Below are 16,345 nucleotides of genomic sequence, written 5' to 3' on the forward strand. Positions count from 1 at the left end.
CGTCCGGGGTCAGTCGGACGACGCGAGGAAGCCCCGCACCGCGACGGAGAAGGCGACCGGCTGCCCGGCGTGCACGAGGTGGCCGGCGTCGATGCGCACGAGGCGCCCGTCGGCGACCGTCTCGGCCATCTCCGCGACGTGCTCGGCCGGCATCGGGCTGCTCGGGCCGCCCCAGACGACGAGGGTCGGGGCGCGCACGGTCGCGACGACGTCGGGCCAGCCGGGGTCGGGGTCGTCGACCTGCGCGCGCACCTGCAGCACGGCCTCCCAGTCGAAGGCCAGGTCGCCCTCGGGACGCTCGGGCGGTCGCGGCTCGCGCGGGTGGGGCACGGGGACGTCCTCGAGCACGAGGCGGCGCACGAGGTCGGGGCGGCGGCTCGCGAGGAGGCAGGCGACGAGCCCGCCGAGCGAGTGGCCGACGAGGTCGAGCGGCCGGCCGTGCCGGGCGGCGAGGCCGGCGGCGACCGCCTCGACGTCGTCGGCCAGCTCGGTGAGGGGGTAGCGGCCCGGCCACGGGCTCGCGCCGTGCCCGCGCAGGTCGACGGCGACGACGAGCCGGTCGCGCCCGAGCAGGGTGGCGACGCGGTCCCAGTCGGCCGACGTCTCGCCGGTCGCGTGCACGAGCAGCACGGGGGAGAGGGCGCCGGGCTCGCCCCAGGCCCTGGCGTGCAGGCTGACGGCGGTCACGGCCCTCAGCCCGTGACGGCCCCGGCGCCGTCGCCGGGCTGCACCCGCGGGTACTCGATCTTCGGGCAGGTGTCCATGACGACCGACAGGCCCGCGGCCTCGGCCCGCGCGGCGGCGTCCTCGTCGACGACGCCGAGCTGCAGCCAGAGGGCCTCGATGCCGAGACGCTCGCGCTCGGCGATCGCCTCGTCGACGACCGCGCCGACGCGGTTGCTGTTGACGAAGCAGTCGACGACCTGCACGACCGTGCCGTCCGGGATGTCGCCGAGGGTCGGGTAGCCCTGGGCGCCGTGCACCGTCGCGCCGCTGGGGTGCACGGGCACGAGCTTCATGCCGAGCTCGTGGTGCAGCCACGACGACACGGAGTACGCCGTGCGGTCGGGGTTGTCGCCGAGGCCGACGACGGCCCACGTGGCCGGGGTGTGGAGCAGGTCCCGGATGACGTCGGGGCTGTTCTGGTGCGGGGTCATGCCGCCCATCCTCACACGACCGCTCCAGCGGCAGCCGTCGTGCAGGTCGTCGTGGTTGGATGGCGGGATGCGATTCGGAATGTTCGTTCCCCAGGGCTGGCGGATGGATCTCGTCGGCATCGAGCCCGCCCAGCAGTGGGAGTCCATGGTCAACCTCGCCCGGCACGCCGACGACGGAGACGTCTTCGAGTCGATCTGGGTCTACGACCACTTCCACACGGTGCCGCAGCCCTCGGGCGAGGCGACGCACGAGGCGTGGTCGCTCATGGCCGGCTTCGGCGCCGCCACGAGCCGGGTGCGCCTCGGCCAGATGTGCACCTGCATGGCGTACCGCAACCCCGCCTACCTCGCGAAGGTGGCCGCGACCGTCGACGTCATCTCGGGCGGCCGCACCGAGATGGGCATCGGCGCCGGCTGGTACGAGCACGAGTGGCGGGCCTACGGCTACGGCTTCCCCAAGGCCGGCGACCGCCTCGGCGCGCTCCGCGAGGGCGTGCAGGTCTTCCGCGACATGTGGACGAAGGGCGAGGCCACCCTCGACGGGACGTACTACCAGGTCGACGGCGCCATCTGCGCCCCGCGCCCGCTCCAGGGCACGAGCCACCCCGGAAGCGCCCTCAACGGCATCCCGATGTGGATCGCCGGCGGCGGCGAGAAGGTGACGCTGAAGATCGCGGCGCAGTACGCCGACTACACGAACTTCGACGGCAGCGCCGAGGGCTTCGACCACAAGAGCGAGATCCTCAAGGGCCACTGCGACGCCCTCGGCCGTGACTTCGGCGAGATCGTCCGCTCGGCCAACTACAACGTCGTCATCGGCGAGACCGACGCCGACGTCGAGGACCGCCTCCAGTTCTACGGCGAGCTGCTGCGCAAGGGCGGCGTCGCCGACGACAAGGCAGCCGGGGCCGTCGAGGACCTGCGCAAGCAGCCCGCGGTCGGCACGCCCGACAAGATCGTCTCGGTGCTCGAGGACATGGAGGCGCGGGGCATGACGTATGCCATCACGTACTTCGCCGAGGCCGCCTACGACCGCTCGGGCATCGAGCTCTTCGAGCAGACGGTCGCACCCGAGCTCAAGGGCTGACGCGCAGCTGGGCGGCCTGCTACCAGGCCGTCCAGCCGCCGTCGACGGCGACGACCTGGCCGGTGACGTAGGCCGAGGCGTCGGAGGCGAGCCAGGTGACCACGCCGCGGAAGTCGTCCTCGGTGCCCATCCGGCGCAGCGGGGTCAGCGCCTCGTAGCGCTCGACGAACGCGTCGTCCTGGCCGCGCGCGATGCCGCCCGGCGCGAAGGCGTTGACCCGGATCTCGGGAGCCAGCACCGTCGAGAGGTAGCGGGTCAGCTGCGCGAGCCCGCCCTTGCTCGCCGCGTAGGCCGCGGGGTTGCCCATGCGGGTGCCGGCGTAGAGGCCCATGTTGGGCCCGACGAGGCCGTAGATGCTCGACACGTTGACGACACTGCCGTGGCCACCGGCCCGCAGCAGCGGCGCGAGCCGGCGCGTCAGCGAGAACGGCGCCGTGAGGTTGAGGGCGAGCGCCATGGCGAACGCCTCGTCGGTCTGCTCGTCGAGCGGGACGGCATACCCCGGCACCCCGGAGGTGCCGGTGAAGGCCGCGTTGTTGACGAGCACGTCGCAGGCACCGAGCTCGGTGACCGCATCGACGACGGTCGAGAGCCCCTGTGGCTCGAGGAGGTTCGCGCCCAGCGCGACGTGGCCGGTGCCTGGGAGGCCGTCGGCCGCCGCGGCGCACGCGGCCTCGTCGAGGTCGACGACGACGACGCGCGCGCCCTCGGTGGCGAGCGCGTCGGCGAGCACGCGACCGAGCGGGCCGGCGCCGCCCGTGACGACGGCGGTGCGGCCGCTGAGCCCGGTGGGCCCGGTGGGCTCGGTGGGCTCGGTGGGGCTGCTCGTCACGGTGTCTCCTCGGGGTGCGGCTCGAGCCAGGGCAGGGTGAGCAGGCCGGCGCCGACGAGGGCGTCGATGAGGCGGAACTCGTAGTCGTCGTCGATGGAGAAGGCCTGCGCCTCGGGGATCTCGAGCCCGGCGTGCGTGCCCTCGTCGAACCAGGACGCCTCGAGGCGCCGCACGAAGTCGGCGCGCCAGAGGTAGAAGTTGCCGTTGATCCGCAGGAAGCGGTCGACGTCCTGGCGCCGGGTGACCCCCGTGCCGGAGGTGGAGTAGCGCGCGAGGGTGCCGGCCCCCGCGTCGGGGCGCACGCCCACCCAGACCGGGTTGAAGGTCGGCTCCGAGACGCTGATGACGCCGTCGAGGCGGTCGTCGGCCACGAGGCGCCGCACGGCCTCGCCGAGCTGGGCCGGCACGCGCGCCGGGCTCGTCGGGTCGAGCAGCAGCACGGCGTCGTAGGCCTCGCCCTCCTCGGCCTCGACCCACGCGAGCGCGTGGCGCACGACCGGCGCCATCGGGGTGTCGTCGGCCGCGAGGTCGGCGGGGCGCAGGAAGGGCGCGTCGCCACCGTGCGCGCGCACGACGTCGGCGATCTCGGCAGAGTCGGTCGTCACGACGCAGCGCGTCACTTCGGGCGTCAGGGCAGCCGCGCGCAGGCTGTGGGCGATGAGGGGGAGACCCCGTAGTGGACGGATGTTCTTGCCGGGCAGGCCTTTCGAGCCGCCGCGCGCCGGGATGACGGCGAGCACCCGTGGGGTGGCGGGGGCGGTCGGACGGGTCATGACCGGCCCTCCCGGTGTGCGAGGTCGTCGATGACGAGCGCGCCGGTGGCGCGGGCCTCGTCGCACAGGCGGACGGCCCCGATGCCCTCGGTCAGCGTCGCCGGCGCGCCACGGGCCACCCGTTCGTCGACCGGGGCCGAGGGTCGCAGGGCCATCGCGGCCCGGGCCTGGGCGCCCATGACGAGGTCGCGGTCGAGGTCGTGGTCGAAGACCTGCTCCGTCACCTCTCCACCGGCCGACGTGTGGCGCACCGTCGCGCGCGCGACGTCCCACTCGAGGGTGCCGTCGGGCGACCGCACGACGACGCCGCGGGACGCGGGCCGGCTCGTGTAGTCGAGGCGCACCGTCACGGCGAAGTCGCCGGCGGTGCGCCACAGCAGGGTGGCCGCCTGATCCGACTCGACGTCGAGCGGTCCGCCGCTGTCGACGACGGCCCCGAGCAGCAGCGGGCGGCCGAAGAGCACAGTGGCGTGGTCGATCTCGTGGACGAGGTCGCGCAGCACCCCGCCCTCGTCGGCGCGGGCCGAGTAGGACTCGCGGTAGTCACGGTCGGGGCGCCAGTCGGGCAGCCACGACTGGCACCACACGTGCGCCGAGCCACCCCGGTGGAGGCGCCCGACGAGGCGCCGGAGGTGCCGGAAGCCCTCGTGCGCGCGCAGGGGCGCGGCCACCCAGACCGCCGAGCGGCGGGGGTGCGCGTCGAGCGCCTCGGCGGCGTCGGCGCTCGGGGCGACGGGCTTCTCGACGAGCACCTTCTCGGCGCCGCCGTCGAGGGCCTCCAGGGCGTCGGCGACGTGCCGGGACGTGTCGGTGGCGACGACGACGAAGGCGTCGCGCAGGGCCGCCGGGCCGCTCGAGTCGTCGAGCAGCCGGGCGCCGGTGGCCTCGTCGACGCCGGCGAGGCCGGTGAGGCCCCGGTCGCGCACCGGCCACAGCCAGACGTCGGCACCCTCCTGCCGGAAGACGCGGGCGTGCCGCTGCCCGATGGAGCCGGAGCCACGCACGACGACGCGCGGCGGGGAGGAGGGCTGGCTGGACACCCCTGCAGGCTAGAGGACGGGGGTCGTGGCCGGGCACCGGTACCTTCGGGTCTGTGACGAGCCCAGCCGGTAGCCCCGCCGCCCCCACCGGCCGCCCGGGGGCCTCGCTCGGCGGGCACGCCGTCGTCTACCTCGTCGGCACCGCGCTGCAGGGGCTCGGGGTCCTGCTCGTGCTGCCCTTCGCCACCCGCGTGCTCGGCGCCGTCGAGTTCGGCCGGGTGGCCACCGGCCTCGTCGTCGTCCAGATGGTCGGCACGGTCGCAGCCGCCGGCCTGCCGCAGGTGCTGCTCCGCGAGCACCACCGCGGCGCCGAGGGGCCCCGCGTGGCGAGGGCCCTGGCCGGCACGATGATGCTGCTCGCGCTCGCCCTGGGCGTCGTCGGCCTCGGTCTCGCCCTCGTGCTGTCGGCGACCGGGCACGCCGACCTCGGCCAGTGGCTGCCCCTGATCGTCGCCGCCGTGGCGCTGACGACGGTCGTCGCCGGTCAGACGCTGATGCGGGCCCGCCTGCAGCCGTGGGGGTTCCTCGCCCTCGCCGTGCTCGCGACCGTCGGCGCCCAGCTGGCGGGTCTGCTCGCGGCGCGGGGGGAGGCGACCTCGGGGAGGTACCTCACGGCATACGCCCTCGTCGTCGTCGTCGCGGCCGCGCTCGCGGTGGTGCTGGGGCGCCCGCTGCCGCCGACGGCCGAGCGCGAGCGCGTGCGCGCGGGGATCCGCCTCGCAGCGCCGCTGCTGCCGCAGGCGGTGGCGATGCTCGGGCTGCTCTCGGGCGACGTGCTGCTCGCGCGGGCGCTCGTCGGCGAGTCGGGTGCCGGCAGCTACCAGGTGGCGCTGCAGCTCGGGAACATGCCGTTCGTGCTCGCCGTCGCGCTGTTCAACGCGTGGGGCCCGCTCGTGCTCTCCCACCCCGTCGGCGAGCGCTGGGTGTGGACGGCCCGCACCGGCACGCCGCTCGTCGGGGTCGTCGCCGCCGGCGCCGCGGGCGTCGCCCTGCTCGGTCCGTGGCTCGTGGCCGTCATGGCCGACCCCGGCTTCGACCACCTCGCCATGGTGCGCGCCCTCGGGCTCGTCTGCACGGTGTCGGTCTCCTACATGCTGTACCAGGGGTCGTCGCTCGCGGTGCTCGACGCCGAGCGCACCGGGCGCCTCGCGTCGGCGGCCTTCGTCGGCCTCTCGCTCCTGCTGACGGTCTCGGTCGTCCTGACGAACCTCGACGCCGGCATCGCGGGCGTCGCGGCGGCCAAGGCCGTCGCCTACGTCGTGCTCATGGGCGTGACGACGTGGTACGCCCGCACCGACGGGCCGCTGCGCTGGCCGCGCCCCGCCGTCGTCGTCGCGCTCGGCGGCGTCGGGCTCGCGCTGGCCGGGGCGGCCCTGCCCGTCGAGGGGCCGCTCGTGTGGGCGCGCATCGTGCTCGCCGCCCTCGTCGCGGCGGTCGCGCTGGCCGCGGCGCCCCGGGTCCTGCGCGCGCTGCGCGGATAGGATGGGGCGCTCGCCCGGCCCGCCTCGTGCCGGCACGCACCGACACGCAGGAGACACGCTTTCGTGGTGACACCGCTCGTCCACATGGGGTTGGGCTACGACGACCTCCTCGTGCCGGCCCTCGTGCACGCCGGGTTCGACACGAAGGACCTCGTCCTCGTCGTGCGCACCGACGCCAACCTCGCGTGGGCCCGCCGCCACGCGCCGCGCGCCACCGTCGTCCGGCTGCCGTACGCCGCCGCCCGCAAGGCCAACGTCGTCAGCGGGCTCGCGCCGCACGCCGCCCTCAAGCGGGCCTGCGCCGGGGTCGGGCTCGACCCCCTCGACCTGCTCGTGTCGGAGCGCGCCCTGCGCCGCAACCGCGTCGACACCGCGATGAACTTCCTCAACCTCGCGGCCGAGGAGCTCGAGTCGGCCATCGAGGGCCGCGGCCCGGTGCTCGCGCTCGTCGAGTTCACCGTGACGTCCGAGCTGCTGACCGCCGGGCTCGTCACCCACCACGGCGGGCTCGCGACGTGGCCGCGCGGCATCCGGCTGCCCTCCGACCGCTTCGGCCTCATCGGGGCGCCGAAGGGGATCACCCTGTGGGAGCGCGAGGTCGAGGACGCGTCGGCGCTGGCGGCGGGGCAGGCGTTCGTCGACACGTGGCGCGCCGAGCAGGGCCGCCCGATGGGCTTCGCGCGCAACCTGCAGGTCGAGTCGGGCCAGGAGATCTGGCGCCTCGCGAGCGACCGGGTCAAGGAGTTCGCCGTCGACCGCGGCGCGAACCTGCAGCTGCCCCGGCCGTCGGACTACGCCCGCCTGCCGTGGCTCAACCCCGTCAAGGCCCGGCTCAACCTCCGGGAGTACCGCGACCGCCGCTGGGACCCGGTGCCCGAGAAGTTCGTCTTCCTGCCGCTGCAGGTGCAGCCCGAGTCGAGCGTCGACGTCATGGGACAGGAGTGGCGCGACCAGGCCTACACGGCCCGCGTGCTCGCCGAGGCCCTCGCGCCGCTCGACATCGGCGTCGCGGTCAAGGAGCACGCGCACTTCATGTGGCGGCGCGACCCCGACTACTGGCCGCAGTTCGACGTGCACCCGAACATCGCGACGATCGACCCCTTCGCCGACTCCCGCGAGCTCATGCGCGACGCCGTCTTCACGGTGACGGCCACCGGCACCGTCGGGCTCGAGGCCGGCCTGCTCGGGCTGCCCGTCGTCACCGGGGCCGAGATGCCGTGGAGCGCGCTCGGCAACGTGGCCCGTCTCGGCAGCCCCGACGACCTCACCGCGTTCGTCGCCGAGCGCCGCTGGGAGTCGCTGCGCGCCGACCGGGAGGCCATCGACGCCTGGTTCGTGAACGACTACGTGCGCAACTCGTGGGAGGGGCTCGTGCTCGACCCGCCCCGCGTGCCCGCCGTGCTCGAGCCGGACAACATCCGCAAGGTCGGTGGCGCCCTCGCCGAGGCCGCCGCGTCGCTCGGGACGGCCGGACGTGGTTGACCGCGTGGCCGACGGGGTCGACGGCGTGGGCTGGGTGGTCCTCGGCGCCGGCGGTCACGCGCGCTCCGTCGTCGACGTGCTCGAGCGTCTGGGGCGTGAGGTCGTGGCCGTCACCGGAGCCGTCGCCGAGGGCGAGATCCCCTGGCACGTCGAGGTGCTCGCCGACGACCGGCAGGCCGTCGAGCTCGTCCGCGCGCGTGGTCTGCACGCCGTCGTCGCCATCGGCGCGAACGCCGCACGGTCGGGGCTCGTGCACGAGCTGCTCACCGGCGGCCTCTCCGTGCCGCCCGTCGTCGCCGCGACCGCGACGGTGTCGCCGCGGGCCGTGCTCGGTGCCGGCACCGTCGTGCTCGAGCACGCGCACGTCGGCCCGGCGAGCCGCCTCGGCGACGCGGTCGTCGTCAACACCGCCGCCGTCGTCGAGCACGACTGCCGCGTCGGCGGCGGGGCCCACGTCGCGCCGGGGGCCACGCTCCTCGGCGGGGCGTCCGTCGGCCCCGGCACGCTCGTCGGCAGCGGCGCCCGCATCCTGCCGCTCGTCAGCGTCGGCGCCGGCGCGACGATCGGTGCCGGCGCCGTCGTCACCGGCCACGTGCCCGACGGCCGTACCGTCGTCGGCGTCCCAGCCGTCACCCGTGGACCCGGAGGCCCCCTGTGATCGACCCGCTCAACGCCGTCACGCCCGTCGCGATCGGTGACGTCCTCGTCCCGTCACCCGGCGACGTCTTCGTCATCGCCGAGGCCGGGGTGAACCACAACGGCGACGTCGACCTCGCCCACCGGCTCGTCGACATCGCCGCTGCCTCGGGCGCGGATGCCGTGAAGTTCCAGACGTTCTCGCCCGAGAAGCTCGTGTCGTCGGCGGCGGCGACGACGCCCTACCAGCGCGACCGTGGGGGGTCGGCCGACCAGCGCAGCCTGCTCGAGGCGCTGACGCTGCCGCAGGAGGCGTGGGTCGAGCTGCGCGACCACGCCACCGAGGCGGGCACGACGTTCCTCTCGACGCCCTTCGACCTCGACAGCGCCGAGATGCTCGTCGGGCTCGGCCTTCCCGCCCTCAAGGTGAGCTCGGGCGAGCTGACGAACCTGCCCTACCTGCGCGAGATGTCGCGCCTCGGCGTCGTGCTGCTCGTCTCGACGGGCATGGGCACCGAGGACGAGGTCGAGGCCGCGGTCGAGGCCTGCGCGGACGCCCCCGGCCTCGTGCTCTTCCACTGCGTGTCGGCCTACCCGGCTCCCGTCGAGGAGTGCAACCTGCGCGTCATCCCGCGCCTCACGGAGCTGCACGGCATCCCGGTCGGCTGGTCGGACCACACGCCCGGGCTGACGACGGCGCTCGGTGCGGTCGCGCTCGGGGCGCCGATCCTCGAGAAGCACTTCACGAGCGACCGCACGCTCCCCGGTCCCGACCACCTGGCGAGCCTCGAGCCCGACGCGCTCGCCGACTACGTGTCCGCGACGAAGCAGCTGGCGGTCGCCCTCGGCGACGGCGTCAAGGTCCGCATGCCCTCGGAGGAGGAGAACGCCGTGCTCGTGCGCCGCTCGTGGCACGCGGCCCGCGCCCTCGCCGCCGGGGCGGTGCTCGACGGCGCCGACCTCTCGCTGCTGCGCCCCGAGGGCGGCATCAGCCCGGCCGTCGACATCCGCGGCCGCACGCTGTCCCGCGACGTGCCGGCCGGTGCGCCCGTCACCGACGCCGACCTCGCGGGCTGAGACGCCGCTCGTGAGCGACCGCCTCACCGTCGCCGTCTTCGTCGGCACCCGGGCCGACCTCGGGCCGCTCACCCCGGTGCTCGAGGCGCTCGAGGACGCGCCTGACGTGCGCCTCCGCGTGCTGACGGGGGTCATGTATGCCGCCGACGACCTCGTCGCGGCCCTGCCGGCCCGCGTGTCGCCGGAGCGGTGGCGGGCGGCGGTCGTGCCGCTCGCCGAGCCGATGGCCGAGGTGACGGTCGACGCCCAGCTCGAGCAGAGCGCCCGGCTCGCCCGCGCGTCCGGGACGGCGCTGCGCGACGACGTCGACGTGCTCGTCGTGCTCGGGGACCGCTGGGAGCTGCTCTACGTCGTGCCGCCGGCCGTGCTGCTCGGCGTGCCCGTCGTGCACCTGCACGGCGGCGAGGTCACCGAGGGCGCCCTCGACGAGCGCGTGCGCCACGCCGTGACAAAGCTCGCCGACCAGCACTGCGTGGCCTCCCCGGACGCCGCGGCCCGGCTGCGCCAGCTCGGGGAGCCCGCCGACCGCATCCACGTCACCGGTGCGCCGGGCCTCGACCGGCTGGCGACCGCCACCGCGGTCGACGACACCGACCTCGCCGACCTGCTCGGTGTCGAGCGCGTGGAGCACCCGCTCGCGCTGTTCACCTACCACCCGCCCACGGCCGAGCCCGGGGCTCCCGTCGGCCGGTGGGCCCGGGAGGCCGCGGAGGCCACCCTCGCCGTGTGCGGCACCGTGATCGCCACGCACCCGGGCATGGACGAGGGACGCGAGGAGATCCTCGCGGCGCTCGCGAGCCTCGCGGCCGACGAGCCGCGGCTCTGCCTCGTCGCCGCGCTCGGCCGCGACTACCCGCGCGTGCTCGCGGCCTCCGACGTCGTCGTCGGCAACTCGAGCTCGGGCGTCATCGAGGCCGCGACCCTGCACGTGCCGGCCGTCGACGTCGGCGAGCGCCAGCGCGGCCGGCTCCGCGGCGCCAACGTGCTGCACGCGGACGAGGGGAGGTTCGCGGTGGAGGCCGCCGTGCGGCGCGCCGTCAGCCCGCAGTGGGTGGAGCAGTCCGCGGGCGCGGACAACCCCTACGGCGCCGGTGGGGCGAGCCTCCGCATCCTCGATATCGTTCGGGTGGCGGGGTCGGCCCCGCGGGCGAAGCACTTCGTCGACCGGACGAGCGAGGAGGAGCGGTGACGGCGCGAGACCTGCGCGCGGCGTGCGCGCCGACGACCGCGACGATCCGTGACGCCCTCGAGGTCGTCGACCGCAGCGGCAACCTCGTCTGCCTCCTCGTCGACGACGACGACCGGCTCGCCGGCCTGCTCACCGACGGTGACCTGCGCCGGGCCTTCCTCAAGGGCACGAGCCTCGACGACCTCGCCCTCGACCACGCGACGCGCTCGCCCCACTTCGTGGCCGCCGGCTCGCCGCGGGCGCTCGTGCTCGACCTCATGCAGGCCCTGCGCATCTCGGCCGTGCCCGAGCTCGCCGACGACCGCACGCTCGTGGGGCTGCACACGCTCTCGGACGTCGTCGGCGCCGCGCCCCTGCCCAACGTCGCCGTCGTCATGGCCGGCGGCCGCGGGACCCGGCTCGGCGAGCTGACGAAGGACACCCCGAAGCCGCTCATGACCGTGGCCGGCCGTTCGATCCTCGAGTGGATCGTGCTCGGCCTCGTCGGTGACGGCATCCGCGAGATCTACGTCAGCGTCAACTACCTCGCGGAGCAGATCGAGGAGCACCTCGGCGACGGCTCGCGGCTGGGGTGCCGGGTGCGCTACCTCCGGGAGGACCCGGACCGTCCGCTCGGCACCGCGGGCTCGCTGACGCTGCTGCGCGACGAGCGCCCCGACCTCACCGACCCGGTGCTCGTCATGAACGGCGACCTCATGGTCGAGTTCGACGCGAGCGACCTGCTCGAGGCGCACCGCCGGTCGGGCGCCGCCGTCACGGTCGGCACGCGCACCTACCAGCACGAGGTGCCCTTCGGCGTCGTCGAGAGCGAGGGCGGCCGGGTCACCGGGGTGTCGGAGAAGCCGACGCTGAGCTTCGACATCAACGCCGCCGTGTATGCCGTCGAGCCCCGCGCGCTCGCCTGGTTGCCCGCGGGGCGTGCGAGCACGATGCCCGGTCTCGTCGAGACCTGCCTCGAGCGCGACGAGCCCGTGACGGCCTGGCCCATCCAGAGCGACTGGATCGACGTCGGCACCCCGAAGGACCTCGCCCGGGCGAAGGGAGAGGCATGAGCGACGAGCGGGACGACGCCCGGCCACCCAGCGTGGTCGACGGCATACGAGCAAACCTCCACGACGAAAAGGCAACTGTGACAACACTTCCCGCCAGCAGCGACGACACCCGACCGGTCGAGATCACCGCACGTCCGGTCGAGGGTTCGGTCGCCGGGCAGACCGTGCTCGTCACCGGCTCCGACGGCTTCATCGGCTCGCACGTCGTGGAGCGGCTGCTCGCCGACGGCGCGCGGGTCAAGGCCTTCTGCCTCTACAACTCGAACGGCTCGACGGGCTGGCTCGACGAGTCCGACGCCTTCCGCGCGGCCGTGCGGGACGGCCAGGCCGAGGTGGTGCTCGGCGACATCCGCGACCCCGAGCACGTCATGGCCTCGACCGAGGGCGTCGACGTCGTGCTCCACCTCGCCGCGCTCATCGCGATCCCCTTCTCCTACGTGGCTCCCCGCTCCTACGTCGAGACGAACGTCATCGGCACCCTCAACGTGCTCGAGGCCGTGCGCCGTCACGGGACGCCGCGGATGGTCAACACGTCGACGTCGGAGGTCTACGGCACGCCGGAGGAGGTGCCGATCACCGAGGCGCACCCGCTGCGCGGCCAGTCGCCCTACTCCGCGACGAAGATCTCGGCCGACAAGATGTGCGAGTCGTACGCGCTGTCGTTCGAGACGCCCGTGACGACGCTGCGCCCGTTCAACACCTTCGGCCCCCGGCAGTCGACGCGGGCCGTCATCCCGACGGTGCTCTCGCAGCTGCTCGCCGGGGCGAGCCAGCTGCGGCTCGGTGACCTCTCGCCGAAGCGCGACTTCACGTTCGTCGCCGACACGGCCGACGGGTTCGTCCGCGCGGCGCTGGCGGACGTCGCCCCGGGCACGACGATCCAGCTCGGCACGGGTCGCACCGTCTCGGTCGGCGACGTGGTCGAACTGTGCCGCAAGGTCACCGGCAGTGACGCGGCGATCGTCACCGAGAGCGACCGCATCCGGCCCGAGGGCTCCGAGGTGCAGATCCTGCTCTCCGACCCGTCCCGCGCGAACGAGGTGCTCGGCTGGGCGCCGACGGTGTCGCTCGAGGACGGCCTCGCGGCCACCGCCGAGTGGCTCCGTCCGCGCGTCGACCCCGAGACCGCCGGGCGGTACCACCGGTGACCGCGGCCGGGGAGGCCCACGCGCCCGGGGCCCGCGGGCCCGCGGGCACGATCCCGCTCGCCGTGCCCAACATCGGTGATCTGGAGCGGCGCTACGTGCTCGAGGCCGTCGAGTCCGGTTTCGTCTCGTCGGTCGGACCCTTCGTCTCGGAGTTCGAGCGGCGCTTCGCCGAACGGGTGGGCTCGAGGCACGCGATCGCCTGCTCGACCGGCACCGCGGCCATCCACGTCGGTCTGCTGCTGCTCGGCGTGGGCCGCGACGACGACGTGTTCTGCTCGGACTTCACCTTCGTCGGGTCGGTCAACCCGATCGCCTACTGCGGTGCCCGGCCCGTGCTCGTCGACGCCGAGACGACGACGTGGAACCTCGACCCGGTCCTGCTCGCGGCCGAGCTCGACCGGCGCGCGGTGGCGGGGGAGGCCCAGCCGAGGGTCGTCGAGGTCGTCCACGTGCTCGGTCAGCCCGCGGACATGGAACCGCTCATGGACGCCTGCGACCGGCACGGCATACCCGTGCTCGAGGACGCCGCCGAGTCTCTCGGCGCCACGTGGACCGGTGGTCGCTACGCCGGTCGACACACGGGCACCGTCGGCCGCATCGGCTGCTTCTCCTTCAACGGCAACAAGATCGCGACCACCGGCGGCGGCGGCATGATCGTCACCGACGACGACGACCTCGCCGCGCGTGCCCGCCACCTGACGACGCAGGCCAAGGTGCCCGACGTCGGCTACCTGCACGACGAGGTCGGCTACAACTACCGCCTCACCAACCTCGCCGCCGGCCTCGGCCTCGCCCAGCTCGAGCGGCTCGACGAGTTCGTCGCGGCCAAGCACCGCATCGCCGCGCGCTACGACGAGGCGTTCGCCGACCTGCCCCTCGTGCGCCCGCCGCGCGTCGCGGGGCTCGACGCGACGTACTGGCTCTACTCCGTCCTCGTGCCCGAGACGGACGGCCGGGGCCGCGACGAGCTGCTCGCGCACGTCGGCGACGTCGGCGTGGGGGCCCGTGCCCTGTGGCGCCCGCTGCACGCGCAGCCGCCGTTCCTCACGGCGCCGGTGCTCGGTGGGACCGTCGGCGACGGGCTCTTCTCACGCGGTGTCTCGCTCCCGTGCGCGACCGACCTCACCGACGCGGACCAGCAGCGCGTCGTCGACGCGGTGCGGGGGTTCTTCGCCTGAGCGCGTAGGGCAGGATGGCGTCGTGGAGATCGCCATCGGGCTGCTCGCGATCGCGGCCACCGTCCTCGGCGGGTCGTGGCTCGCCGACCGCTTCGACCTGCCGCCCCCGCTCGTGCTCATCGTCGTGGGCATCCTCGGGTCGTACCTCCCGTTCGTGCCCGAGGTGGCCCTCAGCCCCGAGGTCGTGCTGCTCGGCATCCTGCCCCCGCTCCTGTATGCCGCCGCGATCCAGACCTCGCTCGTCGACTTCCGCAACAACCGGGGGGTCATCCTCGGGCTGTCGGTCGGGCTCGTGCTCTTCACGGCCCTCGGGGTCGCGCTCTTCCTCCGGTGGGTGCTGGGGATCGACTTCGCGCTCGCCTTCGCCATCGGCGCCGTCGTCGCGCCGCCGGACGCGGTCGCCGCAACCGCGGTCGGCCGACGGATCGGCCTGCCCCGCAGGCTCGTCACGATCCTCGAGGGGGAGTCGCTCCTCAACGACGCGACCGCCCTCGTCTCCCTGCGTACGGCGCTCGCCGCGGCCGGACTGGCCGCGGGGGTCTCCGCCGGCGGCGTCAGCTTCGGCGGCGTCGTGCTCGACTTCGCGTGGGCGTCCGTGGGTGGCGCGGCGATCGGCTTCGCCGTGGCGCTGCTCGTCACCGTCCTGCGCCGGCACTTCTCGACCGAGCCCGCCTTCGACACCGTGCTGTCCTTCATGGTGCCGTTCGCGGCCTACGTGCCCGCCGAGGAGCTGCACGCCTCGGGCGTCATCGCCGTCGTGACGGCCGGGCTCGTGCTCGGCCACAAGTCGCCGCGCACGCAGTCGGGTGCCTCCCGCCTCAGCGAGCGGATCAACTGGACCTCCATCCAGTTCCTCCTCGAGAACGCGGTCTTCCTCCTCATCGGCCTGCAGGTGTTCTACGTCGTCGACAGCGCGCGGGCCTCGACCCTGTCGGTCGGGCAGATCACGCTCGCGGCCGTGGGCACCCTCGTCGCCGTGCTCGTGCTGCGCCCGCTCTGGGTCGTGCCCTTCCGGTGGGTCAGCACGCACGTGCTGCGCAACGAGGCGCAGGCGCCGTGGACCCACACCGTCGTGCTCTCGTGGGCCGGCATGCGCGGCGTGGTGACCCTCGCGGCCGTCCTGCTGCTGCCCCCGACGAGCCCGCAGAACCCGCACCGCGACGTGCTCGTCCTCATCGCCGTCGTCGTCGTCGTGGGCACCCTGCTCATCCAGGGCACGACCCTGCCCGGCCTCGCGCGCCGGCTCGGGGTGCGCGGGCCCGACCCGCGCGAGGACGCGCTGCAGGCCGCGACGGTGTTGCAGGCGGCGACGCGGGCCGGCCTCGACGTGCTCGAGGCGGCCGACGTCGACGACGCGACGCGCGAGATGCTGCGGTCGCGGTCCGAGGACCGCCTCAACCACATGTGGGAGCGCCTCGGCCCGCAGAGCGGCGACGCGGACGACACCCCGAGCGCACGCTACCGGCGGGCCCGCATGCAGATGCTGCAGGCCGAGCGCACCGAGGTGCTGCGCCTGCGGGACGAGGGGCGCGCCGACCACGCGGTGCTCCGGGTCGTGCTCAGCGCGCTCGACCTCGAGGAGACCATGCTCGACCGCTACGACGACCAGGAGAGCCGCCTGGCAGAGAGTGAGATGTTGCCCGTGGACACGATCGAGGCTCCCTGCGAGCACCTCCAGCACACCGAGGCCTGCCTGCCCGCGCGCACCCCGGAGGGCTGCGAGGAGTGCCTGCGCGACGGCACGACCTGGGTGCACCTGCGCCTCTGCCTCCAGTGCGGGCACGTCGGCTGCTGCGACTCCTCCGAGTGGAAGCACGCGACCGCGCACTTCCACGAGTCGCAGCACCCGGTCATGCGCTCGATCGAGCCGGGCGAGTCGTGGCGCTGGTGCTTCGTCGACGAGGTCGTGGGGTGAACGCCGCGATCGAGACCCGCCTGCAGGTCCAGCTGTTCCTCCTGCGCACGGTCGCGCTGCTCGTCGCCGCGCTCTTCACGTGGGGAGCGATCGCCGTGCCGAGGTGGTCCTGGCTCCTGGCCGTCCCCCTCGAGGCCGTCGCGCTCGTCCTGCTCCAGCGGGGTGCGCGGGAGCGTCGTGCGAGCGGCGGCGAGCGGGGCATCGGTCCCAGCGTCGCGGGGGCGCTGCTCGTCGTCGCCACCGTGCCGGTCACCTTCGCGGTCGGCAACCTCCAGGGCTGAGGGCGGGCGCCGACGCG

The 16,345-nt window shown here is 74.6% G+C and carries 16 protein-coding genes; 11 read left to right on the forward strand and 5 right to left on the reverse strand.

All coding sequences use genetic code 11. The annotated features are described in order from the left end of the window. Positions 1–9 precede the first annotated feature (9 nt). Together ABD979_RS16895 and ABD979_RS16900 are read right to left on the reverse strand one after the other, a co-directional pair. Positions 10–687 (reverse strand): alpha/beta fold hydrolase, encoded by a 678-nt coding sequence (locus ABD979_RS16895; protein ID WP_345508678.1) that lies wholly within the window; start codon positions 685–687, stop codon positions 10–12. Between the two features lie 5 nt (positions 688–692). Beyond that, positions 693–1,157, reverse strand: coding sequence for a CoA-binding protein (locus ABD979_RS16900; protein WP_345508679.1), 465 nt, complete (start codon positions 1,155–1,157; stop codon positions 693–695). A 67-nt stretch (positions 1,158–1,224) separates the two neighbouring features. Here ABD979_RS16900 and ABD979_RS16905 point away from each other — a divergent pair, with 67 nt between their 5' ends. Continuing rightward, positions 1,225–2,244 (forward strand): LLM class F420-dependent oxidoreductase, encoded by a 1,020-nt coding sequence (locus ABD979_RS16905; RefSeq protein WP_345508680.1) that lies wholly within the window; start codon positions 1,225–1,227, stop codon positions 2,242–2,244. Between the two features lie 19 nt (positions 2,245–2,263). On the opposite strand, the gene ABD979_RS16910 is transcribed toward ABD979_RS16905, so the two are convergent. The 3 genes from ABD979_RS16910 to ABD979_RS16920 are packed head-to-tail and all read right to left on the reverse strand — an operon-like array spanning position 2,264 to position 4,889. Then, positions 2,264–3,076 (reverse strand): SDR family oxidoreductase, encoded by an 813-nt coding sequence (locus ABD979_RS16910; protein ID WP_345508681.1) that lies wholly within the window; start codon positions 3,074–3,076, stop codon positions 2,264–2,266. Beyond that, positions 3,073–3,849 (reverse strand): acylneuraminate cytidylyltransferase family protein, encoded by a 777-nt coding sequence (locus ABD979_RS16915; protein WP_345508682.1) that lies wholly within the window; start codon positions 3,847–3,849, stop codon positions 3,073–3,075. The genes ABD979_RS16910 and ABD979_RS16915 overlap by 4 nt, the downstream gene beginning before the upstream one ends. Further along, the gene (locus tag ABD979_RS16920) at positions 3,846–4,889 is read right to left on the reverse strand and encodes a Gfo/Idh/MocA family protein (protein ID WP_345508683.1); all 1,044 of its coding nucleotides are present in this window, start codon (positions 4,887–4,889) and stop codon (positions 3,846–3,848) included. The genes ABD979_RS16915 and ABD979_RS16920 overlap by 4 nt, the downstream gene beginning before the upstream one ends. 53 nt (positions 4,890–4,942) lie before the next feature. Here ABD979_RS16920 and ABD979_RS16925 point away from each other — a divergent pair, with 53 nt between their 5' ends. From ABD979_RS16925 to ABD979_RS16970, 10 genes are all read left to right on the forward strand, one after another. Continuing rightward, positions 4,943–6,370, forward strand: coding sequence for a lipopolysaccharide biosynthesis protein (locus tag ABD979_RS16925; RefSeq protein ID WP_345508684.1), 1,428 nt, complete (start codon positions 4,943–4,945; stop codon positions 6,368–6,370). A 66-nt stretch (positions 6,371–6,436) separates the two neighbouring features. Then, a complete protein-coding gene (locus ABD979_RS16930) occupies positions 6,437–7,852 on the forward strand; it encodes a hypothetical protein (protein ID WP_345508685.1) in 1,416 nt (471 codons plus the stop codon). Between the two features lie 4 nt (positions 7,853–7,856). After that, entirely contained in the window at positions 7,857–8,510 is a 654-nt protein-coding gene (locus ABD979_RS16935; protein WP_345508686.1) for a NeuD/PglB/VioB family sugar acetyltransferase, read from the forward strand. Continuing rightward, the gene (locus tag ABD979_RS16940) at positions 8,507–9,565 is read left to right on the forward strand and encodes an N-acetylneuraminate synthase family protein (RefSeq protein WP_345508687.1); all 1,059 of its coding nucleotides are present in this window, start codon (positions 8,507–8,509) and stop codon (positions 9,563–9,565) included. Before ABD979_RS16935 ends, ABD979_RS16940 begins: the two co-directional genes overlap by 4 nt. Before the next feature lie 10 nt (positions 9,566–9,575). After that, positions 9,576–10,754: a UDP-N-acetylglucosamine 2-epimerase gene (neuC, locus tag ABD979_RS16945; RefSeq protein WP_345508688.1), complete on the forward strand. Its 1,179-nt coding sequence runs from the start codon at positions 9,576–9,578 to the stop codon at positions 10,752–10,754. After that, complete coding sequence (locus ABD979_RS16950) at positions 10,751–11,806, forward strand: nucleotidyltransferase family protein (RefSeq protein WP_345508689.1); 1,056 nt, start codon at positions 10,751–10,753, stop codon at positions 11,804–11,806. The genes neuC and ABD979_RS16950 overlap by 4 nt, the downstream gene beginning before the upstream one ends. Then, a complete protein-coding gene (locus tag ABD979_RS16955; protein ID WP_345508690.1) occupies positions 11,803–12,954 on the forward strand; it encodes an SDR family NAD(P)-dependent oxidoreductase in 1,152 nt (383 codons plus the stop codon). Before ABD979_RS16950 ends, ABD979_RS16955 begins: the two co-directional genes overlap by 4 nt. After that, on the forward strand, positions 12,951–14,132 hold the full coding sequence (locus tag ABD979_RS16960) for a DegT/DnrJ/EryC1/StrS family aminotransferase (RefSeq protein ID WP_345508691.1): 1,182 nt from the start codon (positions 12,951–12,953) through the stop codon (positions 14,130–14,132). Before ABD979_RS16955 ends, ABD979_RS16960 begins: the two co-directional genes overlap by 4 nt. 22 nt (positions 14,133–14,154) lie before the next feature. Further along, the gene (locus tag ABD979_RS16965; RefSeq protein WP_345508692.1) at positions 14,155–16,047 is read left to right on the forward strand and encodes a Na+/H+ antiporter; all 1,893 of its coding nucleotides are present in this window, start codon (positions 14,155–14,157) and stop codon (positions 16,045–16,047) included. Next, a complete protein-coding gene (locus ABD979_RS16970) occupies positions 16,044–16,328 on the forward strand; it encodes a hypothetical protein (protein WP_345508693.1) in 285 nt (94 codons plus the stop codon). Before ABD979_RS16965 ends, ABD979_RS16970 begins: the two co-directional genes overlap by 4 nt. The last annotated feature ends 17 nt before the right edge of the window (positions 16,329–16,345 follow it).

The organism is Terrabacter aeriphilus, assembly GCF_039542985.1.
Lineage (GTDB): Bacteria > Actinomycetota > Actinomycetes > Actinomycetales > Dermatophilaceae > Terrabacter > Terrabacter aeriphilus.

What these genes read in the sequence shown, in the direction of transcription:
- ABD979_RS16900 (WP_345508679.1), bottom strand. Translation starts at nt 1,157, where the DNA reads ATGACCCCGCACCAGAACAGCCCCGACGTCATCCGGGACCTGCTCCAC.
- ABD979_RS16905 (WP_345508680.1), top strand. Translation starts at nt 1,225, where the DNA reads ATGCGATTCGGAATGTTCGTTCCCCAGGGCTGGCGGATGGATCTCGTC.
- ABD979_RS16915 (WP_345508682.1), bottom strand. Translation starts at nt 3,849, where the DNA reads ATGACCCGTCCGACCGCCCCCGCCACCCCACGGGTGCTCGCCGTCATC.
- ABD979_RS16955 (WP_345508690.1), top strand. Translation starts at nt 11,803, where the DNA reads ATGAGCGACGAGCGGGACGACGCCCGGCCACCCAGCGTGGTCGACGGC.